General features: G+C 43.5%; 19 protein-coding genes and 1 riboswitch. Of the genes, 18 read left to right on the forward strand and 1 reads right to left on the reverse strand.

Annotation, left to right across the window (positions count from 1 at the left end; all coding sequences use genetic code 11):
- The first annotated feature begins 244 nt into the window (after nucleotides 1-244).
- The 7 genes from OW255_RS00880 to OW255_RS00910 all read left to right on the forward strand — a co-directional run bounded on the left by OW255_RS00880 (nucleotide 245) and on the right by OW255_RS00910 (nucleotide 6,795).
- Nucleotides 245-988, forward strand: coding sequence for a threonine/serine exporter family protein (locus OW255_RS00880; protein ID WP_084326242.1), 744 nt, complete (start codon nucleotides 245-247; stop codon nucleotides 986-988).
- Entirely contained in the window at nucleotides 985-1,470 is a 486-nt protein-coding gene (locus tag OW255_RS00885) for a threonine/serine exporter family protein (RefSeq protein WP_268115334.1), read from the forward strand. The genes OW255_RS00880 and OW255_RS00885 overlap by 4 nt, the downstream gene beginning before the upstream one ends.
- On the forward strand, nucleotides 1,460-2,737 hold the full coding sequence (locus OW255_RS00890) for a dihydroorotase (protein WP_416861732.1): 1,278 nt from the start codon (nucleotides 1,460-1,462) through the stop codon (nucleotides 2,735-2,737). Before OW255_RS00885 ends, OW255_RS00890 begins: the two co-directional genes overlap by 11 nt.
- Nucleotides 2,738-2,771: 34 nt before the next feature.
- Complete coding sequence (locus OW255_RS00895; protein WP_268115336.1) at nucleotides 2,772-4,406, forward strand: hypothetical protein; 1,635 nt, start codon at nucleotides 2,772-2,774, stop codon at nucleotides 4,404-4,406.
- An 84-nt stretch (nucleotides 4,407-4,490) separates the two neighbouring features.
- Entirely contained in the window at nucleotides 4,491-5,345 is an 855-nt protein-coding gene (locus OW255_RS00900) for an amino acid ABC transporter substrate-binding protein (RefSeq protein ID WP_024837776.1), read from the forward strand.
- A 24-nt stretch (nucleotides 5,346-5,369) separates the two neighbouring features.
- The gene (locus tag OW255_RS00905; protein WP_034598298.1) at nucleotides 5,370-6,020 is read left to right on the forward strand and encodes an amino acid ABC transporter permease; all 651 of its coding nucleotides are present in this window, start codon (nucleotides 5,370-5,372) and stop codon (nucleotides 6,018-6,020) included.
- 10 nt (nucleotides 6,021-6,030) lie between these two features.
- The gene (locus OW255_RS00910) at nucleotides 6,031-6,795 is read left to right on the forward strand and encodes an amino acid ABC transporter ATP-binding protein (protein WP_268116653.1); all 765 of its coding nucleotides are present in this window, start codon (nucleotides 6,031-6,033) and stop codon (nucleotides 6,793-6,795) included.
- Between the two features lie 135 nt (nucleotides 6,796-6,930).
- On the opposite strand, the gene OW255_RS21030 is transcribed toward OW255_RS00910, so the two are convergent.
- Nucleotides 6,931-7,065, reverse strand: coding sequence for a Fe-Mn family superoxide dismutase (locus tag OW255_RS21030; protein WP_081752367.1), 135 nt, complete (start codon nucleotides 7,063-7,065; stop codon nucleotides 6,931-6,933).
- Between the two features lie 503 nt (nucleotides 7,066-7,568).
- Here OW255_RS21030 and OW255_RS00915 point away from each other — a divergent pair.
- From OW255_RS00915 to OW255_RS00965, 11 genes are all read left to right on the forward strand, one after another.
- A complete protein-coding gene (locus tag OW255_RS00915; protein ID WP_024837773.1) occupies nucleotides 7,569-8,990 on the forward strand; it encodes an Ig-like domain-containing protein in 1,422 nt (473 codons plus the stop codon).
- 266 nt (nucleotides 8,991-9,256) lie between these two features.
- Nucleotides 9,257-9,895 carry a hypothetical protein gene (locus OW255_RS00920; RefSeq protein ID WP_268115337.1) on the forward strand — a complete coding sequence of 213 codons (639 nt, stop codon included), beginning with the start codon at nucleotides 9,257-9,259 and terminating at the stop codon, nucleotides 9,893-9,895.
- Between the two features lie 168 nt (nucleotides 9,896-10,063).
- Nucleotides 10,064-11,704, forward strand: a complete 1,641-nt coding sequence (locus OW255_RS00925; RefSeq protein ID WP_026891003.1) for an ABC-F family ATP-binding cassette domain-containing protein — start codon at nucleotides 10,064-10,066, stop codon at nucleotides 11,702-11,704.
- A gap of 233 nt (nucleotides 11,705-11,937) precedes the next feature.
- Nucleotides 11,938-12,705 (forward strand): cobalt ECF transporter T component CbiQ, encoded by a 768-nt coding sequence (gene cbiQ, locus OW255_RS00930; RefSeq protein WP_268115338.1) that lies wholly within the window; start codon nucleotides 11,938-11,940, stop codon nucleotides 12,703-12,705.
- Between the two features lie 17 nt (nucleotides 12,706-12,722).
- Nucleotides 12,723-13,562 carry an energy-coupling factor ABC transporter ATP-binding protein gene (locus OW255_RS00935; RefSeq protein ID WP_268115339.1) on the forward strand — a complete coding sequence of 280 codons (840 nt, stop codon included), beginning with the start codon at nucleotides 12,723-12,725 and terminating at the stop codon, nucleotides 13,560-13,562.
- A 37-nt stretch (nucleotides 13,563-13,599) separates the two neighbouring features.
- Nucleotides 13,600-13,785: riboswitch (cobalamin riboswitch) on the forward strand.
- Nucleotides 13,750-13,881 carry a hypothetical protein gene (locus OW255_RS00940; protein ID WP_268115340.1) on the forward strand — a complete coding sequence of 44 codons (132 nt, stop codon included), beginning with the start codon at nucleotides 13,750-13,752 and terminating at the stop codon, nucleotides 13,879-13,881. Its footprint overlaps the riboswitch before it by 36 nt.
- 31 nt (nucleotides 13,882-13,912) lie before the next feature.
- On the forward strand, nucleotides 13,913-14,662 hold the full coding sequence (locus OW255_RS00945) for an energy-coupling factor ABC transporter permease (protein WP_268115341.1): 750 nt from the start codon (nucleotides 13,913-13,915) through the stop codon (nucleotides 14,660-14,662).
- A gap of 1 nt (nucleotide 14,663) precedes the next feature.
- Nucleotides 14,664-14,981: an energy-coupling factor ABC transporter substrate-binding protein gene (locus OW255_RS00950; protein WP_268115342.1), complete on the forward strand. Its 318-nt coding sequence runs from the start codon at nucleotides 14,664-14,666 to the stop codon at nucleotides 14,979-14,981.
- 112 nt (nucleotides 14,982-15,093) lie between these two features.
- A complete protein-coding gene (locus OW255_RS00955; protein ID WP_024837767.1) occupies nucleotides 15,094-15,849 on the forward strand; it encodes an exodeoxyribonuclease III in 756 nt (251 codons plus the stop codon).
- A gap of 27 nt (nucleotides 15,850-15,876) precedes the next feature.
- On the forward strand, nucleotides 15,877-17,688 hold the full coding sequence (locus tag OW255_RS00960) for an ABC-F family ATP-binding cassette domain-containing protein (RefSeq protein ID WP_268115343.1): 1,812 nt from the start codon (nucleotides 15,877-15,879) through the stop codon (nucleotides 17,686-17,688).
- 29 nt (nucleotides 17,689-17,717) lie between these two features.
- The gene (locus OW255_RS00965; protein WP_268115344.1) at nucleotides 17,718-19,550 is read left to right on the forward strand and encodes an alpha-amylase family glycosyl hydrolase; all 1,833 of its coding nucleotides are present in this window, start codon (nucleotides 17,718-17,720) and stop codon (nucleotides 19,548-19,550) included.
- The last annotated feature ends 1 nt before the right edge of the window (nucleotide 19,551 follow it).

Here is a 19,551-nt window from a genome sequence, read left to right on the forward strand (position 1 = left end):
CCGGAATATGGAACGCGAAACAGATCAGAAAGCAGATAAAAAAGCAGATAAGAAATCAGACCAAAAAGCAGATATGAAAGCAGGTCCCAAAGCAGACCCCAAAGCAGGCCCCAAAGCTCACCAAAAAGAAAAGCAGGAAAAAGATTTTGAGACAGACCAAATAGACTATAAATCAAAATCCAATTCCCAACCAGAACCACCTTCCTCTCATCAGACCAATCAAAGAGAAGTCCTCAATGCCGCCATGCAGGCTGGACACATTCTTTTGGAAAATGGAGCAGAAATCTTTCGGGTCGAGGAAACCATGGACAGAATCTGCCGCCATTTTGGGATTGAATCCGGGAACTCTTTTGTTTTAAGCAACGGAATTTTCACCACTTCGGGCAATGAGCGGGAGGAAATATTTGCAAAGGTACAGCATATCCCCGTGAGCGGAACACATTTGGACCGGGTAGCTGCCGTCAATCAATTGTCCAGAGAGATTGAGGCTGGTCAGGTTAGCATCTCAGAGGTAAGACAGCGCTTAGACGAAATCAGGGTCATGCCGGGGAAATCAAAGGTCATGCAGATACTTGCTTCCGGAGTAGGAAGCGCCTGCTTCTGTTATCTCTTTGGCGGCAATGTAAGAGACAGTGTGTGCGCCTTTGGGACAGGGATTCTTTTGTACTTTTACGTTTTATTTATCAGTGCTCCAAGACTTTCAAAAATTGTAGGAAATATTGGTGGTGGTGCCCTGGTCACGTTTATTTGTACCATGCTGTATCTCCTTGGCATCGGCGAACACCTTAATTTTATGATCATTGGCTCCATCATGCCTCTGATTCCGGGAGTGCCATTTACCAACGCCATTCGTGATATCGCTGACGGAGATTATATCTCCGGCTCTGTGCGGATGATGGATGCCCTTTTGGTGTTCTTTAGCATTGCCATGGGAGTTGGTCTTGTATTTGGAGTGTTTCACCGTTTGACAGGAGGTGCGCTCTTATGAGTCTGTTGTTTGAGACCTTGGCTGCCATTATTGGCACAATTTCATTTTCCCTGCTGTTTGGAGTTCCAAGGAAGTTTTATCCGTACTGCGGATTTATCGGTGGGGCTGGCTGGATTGTTTACGCGGCACTGCTTAAATTTGTGTCGACTCCTATGTCAGCCATGATTGCTACCATTGTTGTGATACTTTTTTCCAGAATGTTTGCGGTGAGAGAGCGATGCCCTGTTACCATATTTTTAATATCCGGCATTTTCCCTCTGGTTCCAGGGGCAGGGGTGTATTGGACGGCTTACTATATTGTAATGGATGAGCTTAATTTAGCGGCTCGTACTGGATTTTTAGCGCTTAAGGTGGCAGTTGCCATTGTACTTGGAATCGTATTTGTTTTCGAACTTCCTCAGGGTATTTTTAAGTTTGCGGCTAAAAAGCCGATAAAGACAGAGGAGAGAAAAGAAAGGGAGAATAAAGATGATTTGGATTAGAAATGCTCATGTCATAGATCCTACAGACAAAACAGAAAAAAATGTGGATATCTGCATCAGTGACGGGAAAATAACTGCCATTGGCGAGCACCTGGAATTTACCGTAGCAAGAGAAGATGTTGTAATTGATGCTTCTGGCTACGTGGTAGCGCCTGGCCTTATGGATGTACATGTTCATTTCCGTGATCCCGGACTTACCTATAAAGAAGATATACAAACAGGAGCCAGGGCCGCCGCCAAGGGAGGCTTTACTACGGTTGTCTGCATGGCAAATACAAAACCGCCCATTGATAATGTAGAAACCTTAAAATACGTGCTGAAAGAGGGCGAGAAGACCGGAATACGGGTTCTTTCAGCCGCAACCGTATCCAAGGGGCTTATGGGCGCTGAATTAACGGATATGGAGGCATTAAAGGCCAATGGTGCCGCAGGATTTACCGATGACGGAATTCCTCTTTTAAACGAAACCCTTGTGAAAGACGCCATGGAAATGGCGGCAAAGCTGAATCTGCCTTTAAGCTTTCACGAAGAGGATCCAGCATTTATTGTAAATAACGGCATTAACCATGGAAGCGTTTCAGAGCAGCTTGGAATCTATGGTTCTCCAGCACTTGCAGAAGACAGTCTGGTAGCCAGAGATTTAATGATTGCCCTTCATACAAAAGCGCCCGTAAATATTCAGCATATCAGCTCAAAGAGTTCTGTGAAGGCAGTGAAGTTTGCAAAGGAGCTGGGAGCAGAGGTGTATGCGGAAGTGACTCCTCACCATTTCTCTTTGACAGAGGAGGCGGTGTTAAAGCATGGGACTCTGGCGAAGATGAATCCCCCGCTTCGGACCGAAGAGGACAGACAAGCTCTCATTCAGGGATTAAAGGACGGAAGCATTGATATCATTGCTACGGACCATGCGCCTCACAGCACTGAGGAGAAGGCGAAGGGGCTTAAGGAAGCGCCAAGCGGAATTATCGGCCTGGAAACCGCCCTTTCTCTGGGTGTGACCAATCTGGTGCGTCCCGGTCATTTGACCATGATGGAGCTGATGGAAAAAATGAGCCTTAATCCTTCAAAGCTTTACCGGATACCATTTTCGGGAATTCAAATGGATGGCCCGGCAGATCTGGTGATTTTTGACCCTGATGAAACATGGACGGTGGGAGAATACGTATCAAAGTCCGTCAATTCCCCGTTTACCGGTGAATCTTTGTATGGAAGGGTCAAATACACCATTTGTAAGGGTAAAATCGTATATCAGGATGAAAAAGACTGACCGATAAGCAGAAGAAAGCATTTGGGGGAATTCAGTGAGAATAAATGAAATGGAGATCAAGGGAAAGGATCAGCCTCTTCTGGCAAAGGAAAATGATCCTTCTACCAGTGAGATCCGAAAAGCAGTGGAACAGGCAATGCTTAGAGAGACCATTGCAGCAGAGGCCAGCTTTATTGAAGAGGTTGGAGAGAATGTAAAGGCTTCTCAGACAGATGCCAGCAATGCTCCAAAAGAAGAAACCAGGGAGCCGGAAAAATCAACGGACCGGGCAGCCATTTCTGAGGAGGGGGATCCCTATAGGGACCGAAGGGATGGCAATGAAGAGCTTGACCGGATACGGGAAGAAGAGAAGTTAAAAGAAGCACTGAAAGCTTTAAAGGATTGGATGCCATCTTTTAATAAGATGGTTGAAGATGAAATCAATGATCTTACAGCCATGTACCAGGAACTTCTTCGGTCTATTCTGGAACACATCCCGGTTGGCAGCAGAGAGGCACAGATTTCCACCTTAAATGAAAAGCTTTCAGAGCTTTTGTTAAAGCTGCTTAACAGCCGTCTGGGGGAGCTAAAGGCCCTCCTTGACACTTATGGCTCGAAAGAAGCGAAGGAAGCTGTAAGAAAGGCCCTGTATTACAATGTCACCGGAAAGGCCATTGATAGAAAAGAACTTCTTATTATATTTAAAGATCTGTTCAATGCTGATATGGGATTAAAAGATGGGAAGGATTCGTTAAGTTCCTCTCAAAAATATTCACAGGGTCAGGAACGACAGGGAATGATTTACCAGCCGGATGGAAGCGGCAGGATAAAAAATGAACCAGGATATGCTGGACGGATTGCAAAGGAAGCTTATCTTCCCCAGCCTCATTGGACCAAAGAAATGGCGCTGGAAGTTAAAAACATTTCTGGAGCCCAGGTTTCTATTTCTCCTATGGCAGAAAAAAATGTATACACGATCCAAGACCTTGCTCTGGCAGAACGGTTCTCAGAATACATCAATCATTCTGGAAACTTATTTGGTGCTGCCGCTCTGTCTGGAAGCAGCGAAGAGCTATACGGCTTCCTTGCTGCCCTGATGACGATAAAGACTCAAGTATACTGTATTCGCTCTGGGCTGGATAAAGGCCTGGCCTCAGAACTGAGAGAGGCGGTAGACCGGCTCATTGATTTTTACATACAGGAAGAGTATAGAAGATCTTCGGAAAATGGAAGGCAAAGTCAGGGACAAAAACCATTCTTTCAGCCAAAGGACGCCTATAAGATCTTTTATTATATTATGGGACTCTATCATACCAATGGAGACCTTAGTGAAAGCTTCAATAAGGGCATTCGCCAGGCATACCGCCAGTTCTTAAAGAAACAGGAAGGGATAAAGGCATCTGAGGAATCTTTTTGCTTTTTTTCCGGGGAGAAAAAGGATACAAGAGAAGACTGGAAGGCTGGCAAGCGGTATGTAGAGCAGGATTTTAAGGAATTTACAGCCCTTTTAAATGAGTCTGGAGAAAATATGCTGCCCATTGGTGTATTGGAGTTAAGTCCTTGGGGTATGTTTTTAGAGCCGGAACCCTCTGATAATAAAGAGAAAGGTTTGGCCCCGCCCCACCTTATTTGGGGCCTGGGTCTTATCCTTTTTGTATTTATTTTAAGCCTTATTATTTCAATAAGATAATTCTTACCAGTCATTTTCTTCTTTACAGAAATACTTTACTGTGCTACCATGGTAACACATGAAATTAAAGAGGAGGATACAAGGATGAAAAAAATAATGATAAAAGCAGCGCTGGTATTAGGGACACTGGCAATGCTTACCGGATGTTCTGGCAAAAAGGAGGCAGCTCCCACCAGTGCAGCAGAGGCAGGCAAGACAACGGAATCGGCTCAGGCAACTGAGGCAGGAAAGACTGCAGATGGAGAGGATACGTTTACTGTAGGATTTGATCAGGATTTTCCTCCCATGGGCTTTAAGGCAGATAACGGAGAATACACTGGGTTTGATTTAGACCTGGCAAAGGAAGTAGCGAAACGTTTAGGAAAGAAATTCGTGGCACAGCCAATTGCCTGGGATGCCAAGGATATGGAGCTTCAGTCTGGAAATATTGATTGTATCTGGAATGGTTTTACCATAACGGGCAGGGAAGACGGTTATACCTGGTCCAAGCCTTATATGAAAAACAGTCAGGTATTTGTAGTGGGTAAGGATTCGGGCATTAAAACACTTTCTGACCTTTCGGGAAAGGTAGTTGAGGTTCAGGCAGATTCTTCTGCGGAAAAGGCCATTAAAGAAGATGATGCGTTATTAAAGACCTTTAAGACTTTGCAGACCACACCGGATTATAACACTGCATTTATGGATCTTGAAATGGGAGCTGTAGATGCTGTGGCAATGGACGTCATTGTGGCGGCTTACCAGATTGAGCAGAGAAAAGCAGATTTCGTTATTTTAGAGGAATCCTTATCCGCCGAAGAGTACGGCGTTGGGTTTAAGAAAGGCAATGAAGCCTTAAGAGATCAGGTGCAGGAACAGTTAGAAGCCATGGCAGCCGATGGCACATGTAAGAAGATTTCAGAGCAGTGGTTTGGAAAAGATGTTACCACTGTTGGAAAATAAGAGGATGTAATTGGAGGAGTAATCATGACTTTTATACAGATACTTTCACAGCTGGCAGGCGGGATGTGGGTCAGCATCCAGATATTTGTGGTGACGCTGGTCTTTTCCCTGCCCCTGGGGCTTTTGGTTTCCTTTGGGCGAATGTCCAAGAACCGGGTCATACAGGCCATTGTAAAATTCTATATTTCAGTCATGAGGGGAACTCCCCTGATGCTGCAGCTGATGGTAGTTTATTTCGGTCCTTATTACCTGCTTGGGATTAAGGTGAGTAATGATTACCGTCTGATTGCTGCATTCATTGGCTTTGTGATCAATTATGCAGCCTATTTTGCAGAGATCTACAGAAGCGGAATACAGTCGATGCCAGCTGGTCAATATGAGGCTTCAAAACTTCTTGGCTATTCCAAGGCACAGACCTTTGTAAGAATCATTTTCCCTCAGGTGGTAAAACGGATTTTACCTTCTGTGACCAATGAGGTAATTACCCTGGTAAAGGATACCTCCCTTGCATTTACCATCAGCGTTCTGGAGATGTTTGCAGTGGCAAAGGCCATGGCGTCTTCTCAGACAAGCTTAATCCCCTTTGTGGCAGCAGGACTTTTTTACTATGTGTTCAACCTGGTTGTAGCTGTTGGGATGGAATACATAGAAAAACGAATGAATTACTACGAATAGGAGGATTATGATGTATTTACTGGAAATGAACCACGTGCGAAAATCATTTAACGGCCAGGAGGTTTTAAAGGATATCTCCCTGTCCGTAAAAGAAGGTGAAATCGTCTCCATCATCGGTCCCTCCGGTTCGGGGAAATCAACGTTGCTTCGCTGTGCCACCATGCTGGAACAAATGGACGGGGGAGAGCTTGTTTATCTGGGAGAAAAGGCGGCCTGGAATGAGGCTGGCGGAACAAGCATTTATGCAGATAAGGATAAATTAAAGAAGATTCAAAAGAACTACGGACTTGTATTTCAGAACTTTCACTTATTCCCTCACATTTCAGTTCTTCAAAATATTATGGATGCACCTCTTCATGTCCAGAAACGTAATAAGGAAGAGGTGTATGGAGAAGCGGTGAAGCTTTTAAAAAAGATGGGGCTTGAGGATAAGGCTAAAGCGTATCCGTGTCAGCTTTCCGGCGGTCAGTGCCAGAGAGTTGCCATTGCAAGGGCATTGGCGTTAAATCCTAAGATTCTCTTTTTTGACGAGCCCACCTCTGCTCTGGATCCGGAGCTTACTGGTGAGGTGTTAAAGGTGATTCGTTCTCTGGCGGATTTGCAGATCACCATGGTCATTGTTACTCATGAAATGGCGTTTGCAAGAGATATCTCGGACCGTGTTATTTTTATGGCTGACGGTGTTATTGTAGAGGAAGGGACGCCGGAGGAAGTGTTTTCTTCTTCTAATGTTCGGACTCAGAGTTTTCTTGGAAGGTACGGAGAGAATATATAGGAATTAGGAATTTACAATAAAATAACTGAAGATTTTTCACATACCCCTGGAGATGATGGCTTATGCATTTTCGGGGGTATTGCGTTCTCATTCTTTATATTGAAGCAAAACAAATAATTTTAATCTCAAAAGCGTTTAGCCAAGATCAATGACTGCGAGTACACATAAATCATCTGCTATGAGAGAACTCTTGTTGGGAGTTGTGATAATTTGTAAATCAGCGTTAGAGTCAAAAACGATCCACACGTAGCCAACACCAAATAAAGACATCGCATTTCTTTTGATTTCGTTAAAAACTGTTCGACTGATCCGAGGCTTCTTTTGCTTGCAGGATATAAATACGCAGTCTGGTAGCAATCTGTAGGGTTGGACATACCATTAAAGTATATGAGGTGATTATAAATAACACTGGCATTATTAATGACAGACTGTCGTATTATTTCGAACCTAGAGCTGGCCATGACCTGGAGTGTGCGCTGTATGTATCCGATCAGGAAGGGGTGCCGCTCATTGGAGAGTATCGAAATTAGTGAAATAGTGCTAAATTTGTTTGGAAAGTATACCAATTGCCCAGGTTGATATAAGATGATAATATAAATGCATTCTAAAACATAAATCAAGTGCTGAAATCCCAGAATACTATAATCGATTATATTGAAAAATTTACAGGTCATTTGTTACTCTCAGAGGGCTTTTTTTCTGCACTTTATTTATTGATTTGGATTAAGTATAACAGCAATAATTACAATAAAAAAATTTGGGAGGGGCATTGTATGAAAAAAATAAGCAAATTATTAAGTTTCGCAATTGTATTAATGGCAGTAATAACATCCTATTCTTCTATTGGTTTTGCCGCAGTTACTAAACAATTAGATTTATCTAATTGGAAAAGTGTCATATTAGCAAATTCTAACGATCCACAACCTAATTGGAAATTAGACTCTTCTAAAACTACAGTAACACAAACGGTAAATGCTAAAGCGTCAGCCTTTCTAAGTGATATCGAGTGCAATAATGCTAAAATAAAAGGTAATTTTAGTGTTAATACTAATTCAGATGATGATTTCATAGGCTTTGTTTTTGGATACAAAGATGTAGGCCATTATTATTTGTTTGATTGGAAAAAAATAAGTCAAGACGCTGCAAAACAAGGAATGAGCGTTAAACTTATAAATACAGATGATTCTGTTAGTGCCGGTGATTTGTGGATAACAACGGGAAGTGAAAATAAAGTTACTTCTTTGTATAATAATAATATTGGATATAAAGCAAATACGGTATATAATTTTAATTTGAATTTTACAGGTGAGGGAAGTTTTAATATCGTTGTAAAAGAGGGAGATAAAATTTTAGCTAATATAACAATTAATGATAGCACGTATACATCAGGTAAATTTGGATTTTATAATTTTTCTCAGAGTATGGTTAATTATAGTGGTTTTACAATGGAAGAATTACCATCAGCTTTAAAAACCATTGGCGGCGATTCTAAAGTGAATTTAACATGGGACGCATTAACCGATGCTACAAGCTATATCGTTAAACGTTCCACAACCCCAGGAGGTCCATATACACCAATAGCAACAGATGTAAAAGATACTACATATACAGATACAGATGTTACTAATGGAACTACATACTATTATATTGTAACTGCGATAGTTGCTGGCAGGGAAAGTGGTAATTCGAATGAAGCCTTAGCTACTCCAGAGGCATCTCAAACACCTCCCGCAACCGAAGCTAAATTAAAAGTAGTTTTAGAAGTATCTGAAACTCTCCAATTGAGTGTAGATGATGACTTAAATATTAATACACAAATGATGTGGTCTTCTTCAGAACCAACAGTTGCTACAGTAAATGAAAAAGGTATAGTGACAGCTTTGGTGCCTGGTAATACGGTTATAACAGTTAAAAGTACGGACGGATCGTATACAGATTACATAAATGTATTAGTTGTAGAAAATGCAGACGATTACAGGCTTGCAATTGATTTAAAAATAGGAGAGACGGCCAGATTGACTGTAGATGATTTTACTAACACAGCAAATGTGACATGGGCTCCTATGGATTCATCAATAGCGAACGTAACCAGTAAAGGAAAAGTTACAGCACTGAGTAAAGGATTGGTTTTAGTTAGTGCAAAGGATGCAGATGGAAATATCATTGGCCGTATCTACGTAAGAGTAAGAGAATAACTTCATTTAGGGCAGGTATCCGGTTTTCCGGTCCTGCCCATTTATGATAGAGGAGATTATATCATTTTCTGACTGTATTTTGACTGCTTTAGATGGTGAAAGATGGTGAGATTAAAAGTCTCTAAAACCACGGTTTTAAGCGGAAAACTACCATTTTTAGGCAATCATTAAAATTATTTAAGAAAAAAGAAAAAGATTTTTCACAATCAGATGTTATACTAAAAGCGAAATCATAGGTGATTGAAAAAAGAAAGAAGAGGATGCTTATGAAGAAAACTTTGATTGCAGCATTGGTTCTCTGTGCTGCCCTTGTATTTACGGCCTGTGGAAAAAAAGCAAGTCAGACACAAAATACCGGAACGACTGCTGAGACCAAGAGCACGGAGACAACGGCCCAGGTAAGCACAGAGGCTCCGGGAAATACCGGGGAATTTAAAATATTAACTGGCAAGGTGATAAGTGTAACTGATAACATGAAAGGCATTACCATTGAAAACGGGAGTGCAAAGACCGTTCTTGATTTAAACGACGCAGCGGTTGAAACATCCTATGCCTTAGACCAGGGAGTCGAGGTATCCGTAGTCTATAAGGGAGAGATTTCAGGGGCAGATGCAAAGAATGCCAAAATCCTTCTTGTATTAGATGCACAGGAGAACATGAAGACCTTGGAAGCCACCGGAACGGTTGCTGACCAGGCAATGAGCACCTTTACCATTCAGACAGAGGACGGCAAAGAGCTTAGCTTTATGAAGAATAATGCAGAAGGTCTTGATTCTGATGTTTTAGGAACGGCTGATGATGACAGCAACGGAAGTAAGGCAAAGGTGAAGGTCACCTATGTATCGGTTACTTATGACGCTGGAAGCATATCCAATTACCCATTAAAGGTAGAAGCTGCCAAGTAAGAAAGAAGATTCCAGGAAAATCCCGGATGGGCATGGCTTTTTTGATAAAAGGCTTGCAAATTCGGGATTTTCATGTAAAATAAGAGAGATGACAAAGTGAGGGGGTCCAATGCCCCTTTTTTTATGGTTTTTTTAATTAATACGCAGATCACAGAAAGGAAATTAAAGATGATTAGTGCACATAACGTAACATTAAGAATCGGGAAGAAGGCTTTGTTTGAGGATGTAAACATTAAGTTTACAGAAGGAAACTGCTACGGCTTAATCGGCGCCAATGGAGCCGGTAAATCCACATTCCTTAAGATTCTTTCCGGTGAACTGGAGACTACGGTCGGAGATATTGTTATAACACCAGGACAAAGACTATCCTTCTTAAAGCAGGATCATTTTAAATATGATGAATTCCAGGTACTTGATACCGTTATTATGGGTAATACAAGACTTTATGAGATTATGAAGGAAAAGGATGCCATCTACATGAAGGAAGACTTCACGGATGAAGACGGCATCAAAGCAGCAGATTTAGAAGGTGAATTCGCTGCCATGAACGGCTGGGAAGCAGAGTCTGACGCAGCCAACCTGTTAAATGGACTTGGAATTGAGACTGATTTACATTATAAATACATGAGAGAGTTAAATGGTGCGGAGAAGGTTAAGGTTCTTCTTGCCCAGGCACTCTTTGGCAATCCTGATATTCTTCTTCTGGATGAGCCTACCAACCATTTGGACTTAGATGCCATTGCCTGGTTGGAAGAGTTCCTTATTAACTTTGAGAATACCGTAATCGTAGTATCCCATGACCGTTATTTCTTAAATAAGGTTTGTACCCATATTGCTGATATTGATTACAGCAAGATTCAGCTTTACGCAGGAAACTATGATTTCTGGTATGAGTCCAGTCAGCTTATGGTGAAGCAGATGAAGGAGTCAAACCGCAAGAAGGAAGAGAAGATCAAAGAACTTCAGGAATTCGTTCAGCGATTCTCTGCCAATGCTTCCAAATCAAAGCAGGCGACTTCCAGAAAGCGTGCCCTTGAAAAGATCGAGTTAGATGACATTAAGCCATCCAGCCGTAAATATCCATACATTGATTTCCGTCCGGCCCGTGAGATTGGAAATGAGGTTTTATCTGTAACCAATCTTTCTAAGACCATTGATGGAGTTAAGATTCTTGATAATCTTTCCTTTACCATTAACCGTGAGGACAAGGTGGCTCTTGTAGGACCAAATGAACTTGCAAAAACCATTTTATTTAAGATTCTTGCAGGAGAGATGGAGCCTGATGAGGGTGAGTATAAGTGGGGAATTACGACGAGTCAAAGCTATTTCCCTAAGGATAACACAGCAGAATTTGATAACGATGATACCATTGCTGACTGGCTGACCCAGTACTCTCCAGAAAAGGATGCTACCTATGTTCGAGGCTTCCTTGGACGTATGCTCTTTGCAGGAGAAGATGGCGTAAAGAAGGTCAAGGTATTATCCGGAGGTGAGAAGGTTCGTTGTATGCTTTCAAAGCTCATGATTTCTGCTTCCAATGTACTTCTGTTGGACGAGCCGACGGACCATTTGGACATGGAATCCATTACTGCTTTAAACAACAGCCTTATCAAATTCCCGGGAGTGATTCTTTTCTCATCCCGTGACCACCAGATTGTACAGACAACAGCCAACCGCATTATGGAAATCGTAAACGGTCAGTTAATTGATAAGATCACTACCTATGACGAATATCTTGAAAGTGATGAGATGGCTCGTAAGAGACAGGTATTTACTTTGACAGAAGAACAGTCACAAGAGAATCAATAATATAAAGACAAATTAAAATTAGAGACAAAGGGAGGTCAGCCGATTCAGTTCCGGCTGGCACGAGCAGCCGGTGCCTAGCCGGCCGTTCCCTTTGTCTTTTTTATGTTACAAAGCCAGGAGCCGACTCATTGGGATTGCATCAAAAGCGCATTAAGTGCTTTATGAGGATTGTTTTCCTTGTTGCGTAATAAGGTTCTCTCGGCTTATAATCAGTTTGGAAAGGAGGTGAAAGGATGGAGACAATTGATTCCTATGCCTATGAATCCCGTATGAGGGGAATCAGTCCTGGTTTTAAGACGGCAGTGGCAGCAGGAGCTTTGATATTCTGTATTGGAGCAAACCAACTGGGCATTTCCGTAGCGGTGCTTTTAAGCATGTCGTCAATTACGGTATGGTTTGGCGGCTTGCCTCTTTTTAAATATTTAAAGCTTCTTAAAATACCTCTTGGTTTTCTGATTCTTGGAACGGTTGCCATTGTAATTGAAATCTCTTCCAGGCCATATGGTCACGTGCTGTTTCATGGGTTTGGACATTATGTTTGGGTATCAGAAGAAGGAGGCATGACAGCTCTTAAACTGGTCTTAAAGGCAGTTGGGGCATTAAGTGCCATGTATATGCTGGTTCTATCTACTCCAGCCAGTGAGATTATCGGTGTTTTAAAATACCTTCGTGTACCAAAGTTAATCATAGAGCTGATGCACATGATCTATCGGTTCATTTTTGTCTTGACGGATACCCAGCGTCTTATGAAGCAGGCCGCTGTATCAAGACTTGGATACCGGGATTTTAAAACCTCATGCCGGACGTTTGGAAGCAGTGCTGGAAACCTGTTTGTGGTTTCCCTAAAGAGGGCAGGGACTTATTACGATGCCATGACAGCCAGGTGTTACGATGGAGAGCTTTTATTTTTATCAGAGGAAAAAGGGGTCAGACCATGGCAGGTAATTGCTGCTCTAAGTTATTTCCTGATTCTCCTTCTGATTTACGTACTGGTACCATAAGAGAAAGAAGGTATGGGATGGAAGATGTACTATTAAAGGCGGAGGGAATTCGCTATTCCTACGGTCAGGAAAAAGAGGCCTTAAAAGGGATTGACCTGACTGTGAAAAGAGGAGAAAAGGTTGCTGTGCTTGGTTCCAATGGAGCTGGAAAATCCACCTTATTTTTGACTCTTAACGGTGTTCTTACTCCGGATGGGGGAAGAATCACTTACCAGGGAAAAGAAATCGGGAGGAAGAACATTCAGGAGCTTCGTAAAAATGTTGGAATCGTATTTCAGGATGCAGATAACCAGATCATAGCATCAACAGTTTTTTCAGAGGTTTCCTTTGGCCCCATGAATTTAAGGCTTCCAAAAGAGGAAGTTAAAAAGCGGGTTCATACTGCACTGGCGGCCATGAATTTAACCGGGATGGAGGAGAGGCCTCCCCACTATTTAAGCGGAGGGGAGAAAAAGCGGGTGAGCATTGCGGATATCATTGCCATGGAACCAGAGGTGATTCTGTTTGATGAACCGACCGCTTCTCTTGATCCGGTCAATGTGGTGATGTTAAAAGAAGTTCTGGATGAGTTATCTGATTTGGGGAAAACTCTTCTGATATCAACCCATGATGTGGATTTCGCCTTTCAGTGGGCAGAGCGTGCCCTGGTTTTTTCCGGAGGTCGATTGATTGCAGACGGTCCCATAAGAGAGGTATTTAATTCTCCTGCGGTGCTGGAGGAAGCAAATTTAAGAAAGCCAGTGATTTTAGAGGTATTTGAAAGTCTGGTAAGATATGGAGTCTTACAAAAGGATGCCATCTGTCCCAGGCATCCAAAGGAGCTTGAGGTGATGTTGGCAGCAGGATCTGGCAAATGAAAATAATTTGACAGAATATGGTATTAAGGCTAAAATAAGAGAGTATTTTGTGAAAGGTGCCTGTGAAAATTCTCCGCAGGATAATAGGGAAAAGGGTGAGAATCCCTTACGGTCCCGCCGCTGTAAATGTGGAGCACAGTTCCATACATCACTGGGTAACTGGGAAGAGGAGCTGTTGTGAGGATGCATGAGTCAGAAGACCTGCCTTTCATTTCGCTGCGCGCCGGTTACGAGCGATGACCGGTGCGGGGGATTTTTTGTGGTACAAAGGATTCCCTTAGAGAGCGCCTGTCTGATGAGTGGGAATCGTCGGATGTAAGGTGCTTATTTTATTGGAAGGAGAATAACAAATGAGTAAGAGAGAAAAAAGTATCATGAAGCTTGCAACCGCATTTGCACTGGCTTTTGGAATTGTTCCAAGCGCCTTTGCCATGCATATTATGGAGGGATATCTGCCGGTAAAATACTGTATTGCCTGGGGAGCAATCTGTGTACCATTTCTGGCAGCGGGATTTTTCTCCATAAAGAAGACCCTTCGGGATAATAGGAAAGCGATGACGATTCTAGCCATGTCAGGTGCCTTTGTCTTTGTCATTTCCTCCTTAAAGATTCCGTCTGTCACAGGGAGCTGCTCTCATATGACAGGGACCGGACTTGGAGCTATCCTCTTTGGGCCGTCGGCGGTCAGCATACTTGGAATCATCGTTTTGATCTTCCAGGCTATTTTGCTGGCGCACGGAGGACTTACCACCCTCGGGGCCAATACCTTTTCCATGGCGATTGCAGGACCGTTCGTGTCTTTTGGAATATATAAATTATGCAGAGGCTTAAAGGTCAATAAGCTTGTCAGCGTGTTCCTGGCTGCCATGCTGGGCGATCTCTTTACATACTGTGTGACCAGCATTCAGCTTGCCCTTGCCTACCCATCAGAGGTTGGGGGTGTAGGGGCTTCTGCCATTAAGTTCTTAGGGGTATTTGCACCGACTCAGCTTCCTCTTGCAATCATTGAGGGAATCCTGACGGCAGTTATTGTTATGACTCTTGAGACTTATGCCCTTCCAGAGTTAAAATCCATTGGATTTTCCAAGGAGGTGGGTTGAGATGACAAAGAAGAATAAAATGATTATGGCCGTTCTGTTACTTCTCGTGTGTCTCATTGCAGTTATTCCTCTCTTTGCAGTAAAGGGAGCGGAGTTTGGTGGTTCTGATGATGCAGGAAGCCAGATGATTTCTGAGATTCGGGGAACAGAATATGAGCCTTGGTTTACTCCAGTGCTTGAGACCATGATTGGTGGAGAGCTTCCGGGAGAAGTGGAGAGCCTTATTTTCTGTCTTCAGACAGGAATAGGAGTAGGCGTACTGGCATTTTTCATGGGTCGGTTTGTGGAACGGAAAAAATGGCAGGAAAAGCAGAGCTAAAGAATAAAAATATTTATAAATCAGGGGGTTATCGCAGTTTATGCGGTGCCCCCTTTTCGAAACTACAGGAAAATGGTATACTATTCCTATCTTTAATTTGAGGTGATGAATGATGAAAAAAATGATTTCCTGGAATGTAAATGGCCTTCGTGCCTGCGTGGAGAAGGGATTTTTGGATTATTTTAATGAAGTGGATGCAGATGTATTTTGTATTCAGGAAAGTAAGCTGCAGGAAGGACAGATCGACCTTCCGACTCCAGGCTATTATCAGTACTGGAATTATGCAGAGAAAAAGGGCTATTCTGGAACTGCCATTTATACAAAGGAAGAGCCTATTTCCGTTGCCTACGGAATTGGGGAAGAGGAGCACGATAAAGAGGGCAGAGTTATTGCAGCAGAATTTGAAGATTATTACGTGGTTACCTGTTATACTCCTAATTCCCAGAATGAGCTGGCACGTCTTCCTTACCGCATGACCTGGGAGGAAGCATTTCTTGCTTATTTGAAAAAGCTGGAGGAGAAAAAGCCAGTGATCTTCTGCGGGGACTTAAATGTGGCCCATAAAGAGATTGACTTAAAAAACCCAAAGACTAACCGGAAAAATGCAGGCTTTACCGATGAGGAGAGAGAGAAGTTCTCTAATCTCATTGGTGCAGGCTTTATTGATACGTACCGCTATTTTTATCCGGATCAGGAGGAAGTGTATTCCTGGTGGTCTTATCGGTTCAGTGCCAGACAAAAAAATGCAGGGTGGCGCATTGACTATTTCTGCGTTTCAGAAAGCTTAGAGGACAGGCTTGTAAGTGCAGCCATCCATACAGAGGTACTTGGTTCAGACCACTGCCCGGTGGAGCTTGTGATCCGCTAAAGGACAGACAGGAGAAAAGGATAAGGAATGAATTTACTGACGATTGAGCATTTAACAAAATCATATACAGAACGGCTGTTGTTTGATGACACCAGCTTCAGCATTAACGAAGGGGAGAAGATTGGCCTGATCGGCATCAATGGCACGGGAAAATCCACGCTTCTTAAAATTGTTGCCGGACTTGAGGTGCCGGATGAGGGAAATGTGGTGAAGGGAAGGAACTTGGACATTCGGTTTTTATCCCAGAATCCTATTTTTCACGAAGGGGATACCATCATAGAAAGCATTGTCCGGGAAAATGAAGGGCATGACCACGTGTGGGATTTAGAGAGCCAGGCAAAGGCGATGCTGACCAGACTGGGTTTTACTGACTTTGATTCTAAAGTGGAGACATTATCCGGGGGACAGAGAAAAAGGGTCGCTTTAGTAAGCGTTCTTCTGTCTACAGTGGATATTTTAGTACTTGACGAGCCGACCAACCACTTGGACAGCAGCATGGCAGACTGGCTGGAGGATTATCTGCGCCGCTTTAAAGGGGCGCTTCTTATGGTAACCCATGACCGGTATTTTCTTGACAGTGTGACCAACCGGATCGTTGAGCTGGATAAGGGAAAGCTATACAGCTATCAGGCCAATTACGAAGGCTATTTAAAGCTTAAGGCAGAGCGTATGGATATGGCTGTTGCCAGTGAGAGAAAGCGCCAGTCCATACTTCGAGTAGAGCTTGAATGGATGCAGCGTGGAGCAAGAGCCCGTTCCACCAAGCAGAAGGCGCATATTGAACGGTATGAGACACTCCGTGACCAGAAAGGCCTGGAGTTTGATCAGACCGTGGAGCTGGATTCCATTTCCAGCCGTCTGGGACGGACTACGGTGGAGCTTGAAAATATTTGTAAGGCTTATGGAGATAAGGTTCTTATGAAGGACTTTACCTATATCTTCTTAAAGAATGACCGTATCGGCATCATTGGGCCAAACGGAAGTGGAAAATCTACCCTGATGAAGATTATCGCTGGATGGCAGGAAGCGGATTCCGGCACCGTTACCGTGGGACAGACGGTTAAAATGGGGTATTTCTCCCAGGAGAGCGAAGATATGGATGGCAGCGTTAAGGTCATCGATTACATTCGAAATGTGGCTGAGTATGTAAAGACCAAGGACGGAAGCATCAGCGCTTCTCAGATGCTGGAGCGTTTCCTGTTCCCGTCAAGCGTTCAGTATACCACCGTGGAAAAGCTCTCAGGTGGAGAAAAACGACGACTTTATCTCTTACGGATTCTTATGGAAGCGCCCAATGTACTGCTTCTTGATGAGCCCACCAATGACCTTGATATCCAGACCCTGACCATCTTAGAGGATTATCTGGACAGCTTTTTAGGAATTGTAATTACCGTTTCCCATGACCGGTATTTCCTGGACCGTGTGGTGCGCCGTATCTTTGCCTTTGAAGGCGATGGCCGGGTGACTCAGTATGAGGGTGGATTTACCGATTACCAGGCGGCTTATGAAGCAAAGAATCCAGAGGGAACGGAACCAAAGGATGGAGCGTTAAAGAAGGCTGAAAACGGCGAGAAAAAGAAGCAGGAAAAGCCAAAATCAGAACGAAAGCTTAAATTCTCCTTCAAGGAACAAAAGGAATGGGATACCGTTGAAGATGAAATCGGGGCCTTGGAAGAGGCTTTGGAGGGGCTGGAGATATTGATGGCTGAGGCAGCCAGAGATTACAGCAAGCTAAATGCCCTGATGAAGGAAAAGACGGAAAAAGAACAGCTTCTGGAAGAGAAAATGGAACGCTGGATGTACTTAAATGAGCTGGCGGAGCAAATCAAGAACCAGTAAAAGGGACGAAGTGGCAGAGGAGAAGATGTATGGAACAGTACAGGATTAAGGCCGGAAATGAAAACTATCCCATGGGGCTCCATATGGTGCCCGGTGGGATCCATCTTTGCACAGCCGCAGAAGGAGATAGCGTAAGCCTTTTGCTGTTTAAAGAGGGAGAGAAGGAGCCGATCTGCAGTCTTCCCTTTCCTAAGGAAACAAGAAGAGGAAATGTCTATTCTATGACTGTGCTAGGAGATGATTTTTCCGGCCTTTCCTACTGTTTTGAAATGGATGGCAAACGCTTTTCTGATCCTTATGGGAAGCGGTTCTTAAACCGGGATACCTGGGGAGATTTGGAACATGTCCAGAATATCTTACTTTCACCAGTGGAATCCGTGGACTTTGACTGGCAGGGAGATCGGCTGCCACTTATTCCTTATGAAGATACCATCATCTACCGCATGCATTGCCGTGGGTTTACAAACCATAGCTCCTCTGGTGTGAAGGAAAAAGGGACATTTCAGGGGATCATAGAAAAGATTCCGTACTTAAAAGAACTGGGAATTACAACGGTGGAGCTTATGCCGGTCAATGAGTTTCAGGAGGTAATTCTGCCGGAACGTGTGCTCGGGAACCCCTTTGGTGTGGATAAGCCTACCGGAAAAATCAATTATTGGGGATACGGGCCTGGATTTTACTTTTCTCCGAAATCATCTTATGCTTCTGGGGGGACGAATCCGGGGACGGAATTAAAAAGTCTGGTCAAGGCCCTTCATAAAGAGGGGATGGAGTTAATTGCAGAGCTTTACTTTACCGGTAAAGAGCCTGCCTCCTTTGTTCTTGATGTGGTTCGTTTCTGGGCGGAGGAATTTCATTTAGACGGAATCCATTTGTCAGGCTTTCTGCCTCTGGAGCTGTTGAGAAATGACCCTTACCTAAGCCGTTTAAAGCTTTTGGCTCATTCCTGGGAGGAAAAGAAGGAAGGCGGAAGAAAACATCTGGCAGATTGCAATGACGGCTTCCTTATTGATATGCGCAGGGTGCTTAAGGGGGATGAAGACCAGATGAAGAACCTGGCTTTTCGCTTAAGGAACAATCCACCTGACCGGGGAGTGATTAACTTTATGGCATCTACCAATGGGTTTACCATGATGGACATGGTTTCCTATGATACCAAGCACAATGAAGGGAACGGGGAGAACAATCAGGATGGAACTCCTTATAACTACTCCTGGAATTGTGGAACGGAAGGGCCTACCAGGAAAAAGGCTGTGATGGAGCTTAGAAAAAAGCAGCTGAGGAATGCATTTTTACTTCTGTTCTTAAGTCAGGGAACGCCTCTTATCAAGGCGGGAGATGAGTTTGGACATACCCAGTCAGGTAATAACAATGCGTATTGTCAGGATAACGAGATATCATGGCTTAACTGGAATCTCTTAAAGAAGAATCAGGATATGTTTGAGTTCGTGAAAGCGCTGATTGCGTTTCGGAAGTCTCACTCCGTGTTTCATATGGAAAAGGAACCTAAGTTAATGGATTATCTTGTCTGCGGTCTACCGGATATGTCTTATCATGGTGTAAGAGCATGGTGCCCGAAGTATGAGAATTTCAGGCGTCAGCTTGGTATATTCTACTGGGGTGAATACGGGAAAAAGGCGGACGGGACAAAGGATGACAGTTTCTATGTAGCCTTCAACATGCATTGGGAACCTCATCAGTTTGATCTGCCAAGTCTGAAGGAAGGAAAGTCCTGGCACGTGGTATTTCATACCGATGAAAAAGAGATCAATGGGATGTATGACTCTGGGAAAGAACCGAAAGCAGAGGGAAGACAATTTATGGTTCCACCAAGGACGATTGTTGTGTTCATGGGGAAATAAG

The organism is Lacrimispora xylanolytica (genome assembly GCF_026723765.1).
GTDB lineage: Bacteria > Bacillota > Clostridia > Lachnospirales > Lachnospiraceae > Lacrimispora > Lacrimispora xylanolytica.

What these genes read in the sequence shown, in the direction of transcription:
- OW255_RS00965 (WP_268115344.1), top strand. Translation starts at nt 17,718, where the DNA reads ATGGAACAGTACAGGATTAAGGCCGGAAATGAAAACTATCCCATGGGG.
- OW255_RS00935 (WP_268115339.1), top strand. Translation starts at nt 12,723, where the DNA reads ATGGAAGATGTACTATTAAAGGCGGAGGGAATTCGCTATTCCTACGGT.
- OW255_RS00910 (WP_268116653.1), top strand. Translation starts at nt 6,031, where the DNA reads ATGTATTTACTGGAAATGAACCACGTGCGAAAATCATTTAACGGCCAG.
- OW255_RS00960 (WP_268115343.1), top strand. Translation starts at nt 15,877, where the DNA reads ATGAATTTACTGACGATTGAGCATTTAACAAAATCATATACAGAACGG.
- OW255_RS00885 (WP_268115334.1), top strand. Translation starts at nt 985, where the DNA reads ATGAGTCTGTTGTTTGAGACCTTGGCTGCCATTATTGGCACAATTTCA.
- OW255_RS00900 (WP_024837776.1), top strand. Translation starts at nt 4,491, where the DNA reads ATGAAAAAAATAATGATAAAAGCAGCGCTGGTATTAGGGACACTGGCA.
- OW255_RS00920 (WP_268115337.1), top strand. Translation starts at nt 9,257, where the DNA reads ATGAAGAAAACTTTGATTGCAGCATTGGTTCTCTGTGCTGCCCTTGTA.
- OW255_RS00925 (WP_026891003.1), top strand. Translation starts at nt 10,064, where the DNA reads ATGATTAGTGCACATAACGTAACATTAAGAATCGGGAAGAAGGCTTTG.
- OW255_RS00915 (WP_024837773.1), top strand. Translation starts at nt 7,569, where the DNA reads ATGAAAAAAATAAGCAAATTATTAAGTTTCGCAATTGTATTAATGGCA.
- OW255_RS00905 (WP_034598298.1), top strand. Translation starts at nt 5,370, where the DNA reads ATGACTTTTATACAGATACTTTCACAGCTGGCAGGCGGGATGTGGGTC.
- OW255_RS00945 (WP_268115341.1), top strand. Translation starts at nt 13,913, where the DNA reads ATGAGTAAGAGAGAAAAAAGTATCATGAAGCTTGCAACCGCATTTGCA.
- cbiQ (WP_268115338.1), top strand. Translation starts at nt 11,938, where the DNA reads ATGGAGACAATTGATTCCTATGCCTATGAATCCCGTATGAGGGGAATC.
- OW255_RS00880 (WP_084326242.1), top strand. Translation starts at nt 245, where the DNA reads ATGCAGGCTGGACACATTCTTTTGGAAAATGGAGCAGAAATCTTTCGG.
- OW255_RS21030 (WP_081752367.1), bottom strand. Translation starts at nt 7,065, where the DNA reads ATGTCTTTATTTGGTGTTGGCTACGTGTGGATCGTTTTTGACTCTAAC.
- OW255_RS00950 (WP_268115342.1), top strand. Translation starts at nt 14,664, where the DNA reads ATGACAAAGAAGAATAAAATGATTATGGCCGTTCTGTTACTTCTCGTG.
- OW255_RS00955 (WP_024837767.1), top strand. Translation starts at nt 15,094, where the DNA reads ATGAAAAAAATGATTTCCTGGAATGTAAATGGCCTTCGTGCCTGCGTG.
- OW255_RS00940 (WP_268115340.1), top strand. Translation starts at nt 13,750, where the DNA reads ATGAGTCAGAAGACCTGCCTTTCATTTCGCTGCGCGCCGGTTACGAGC.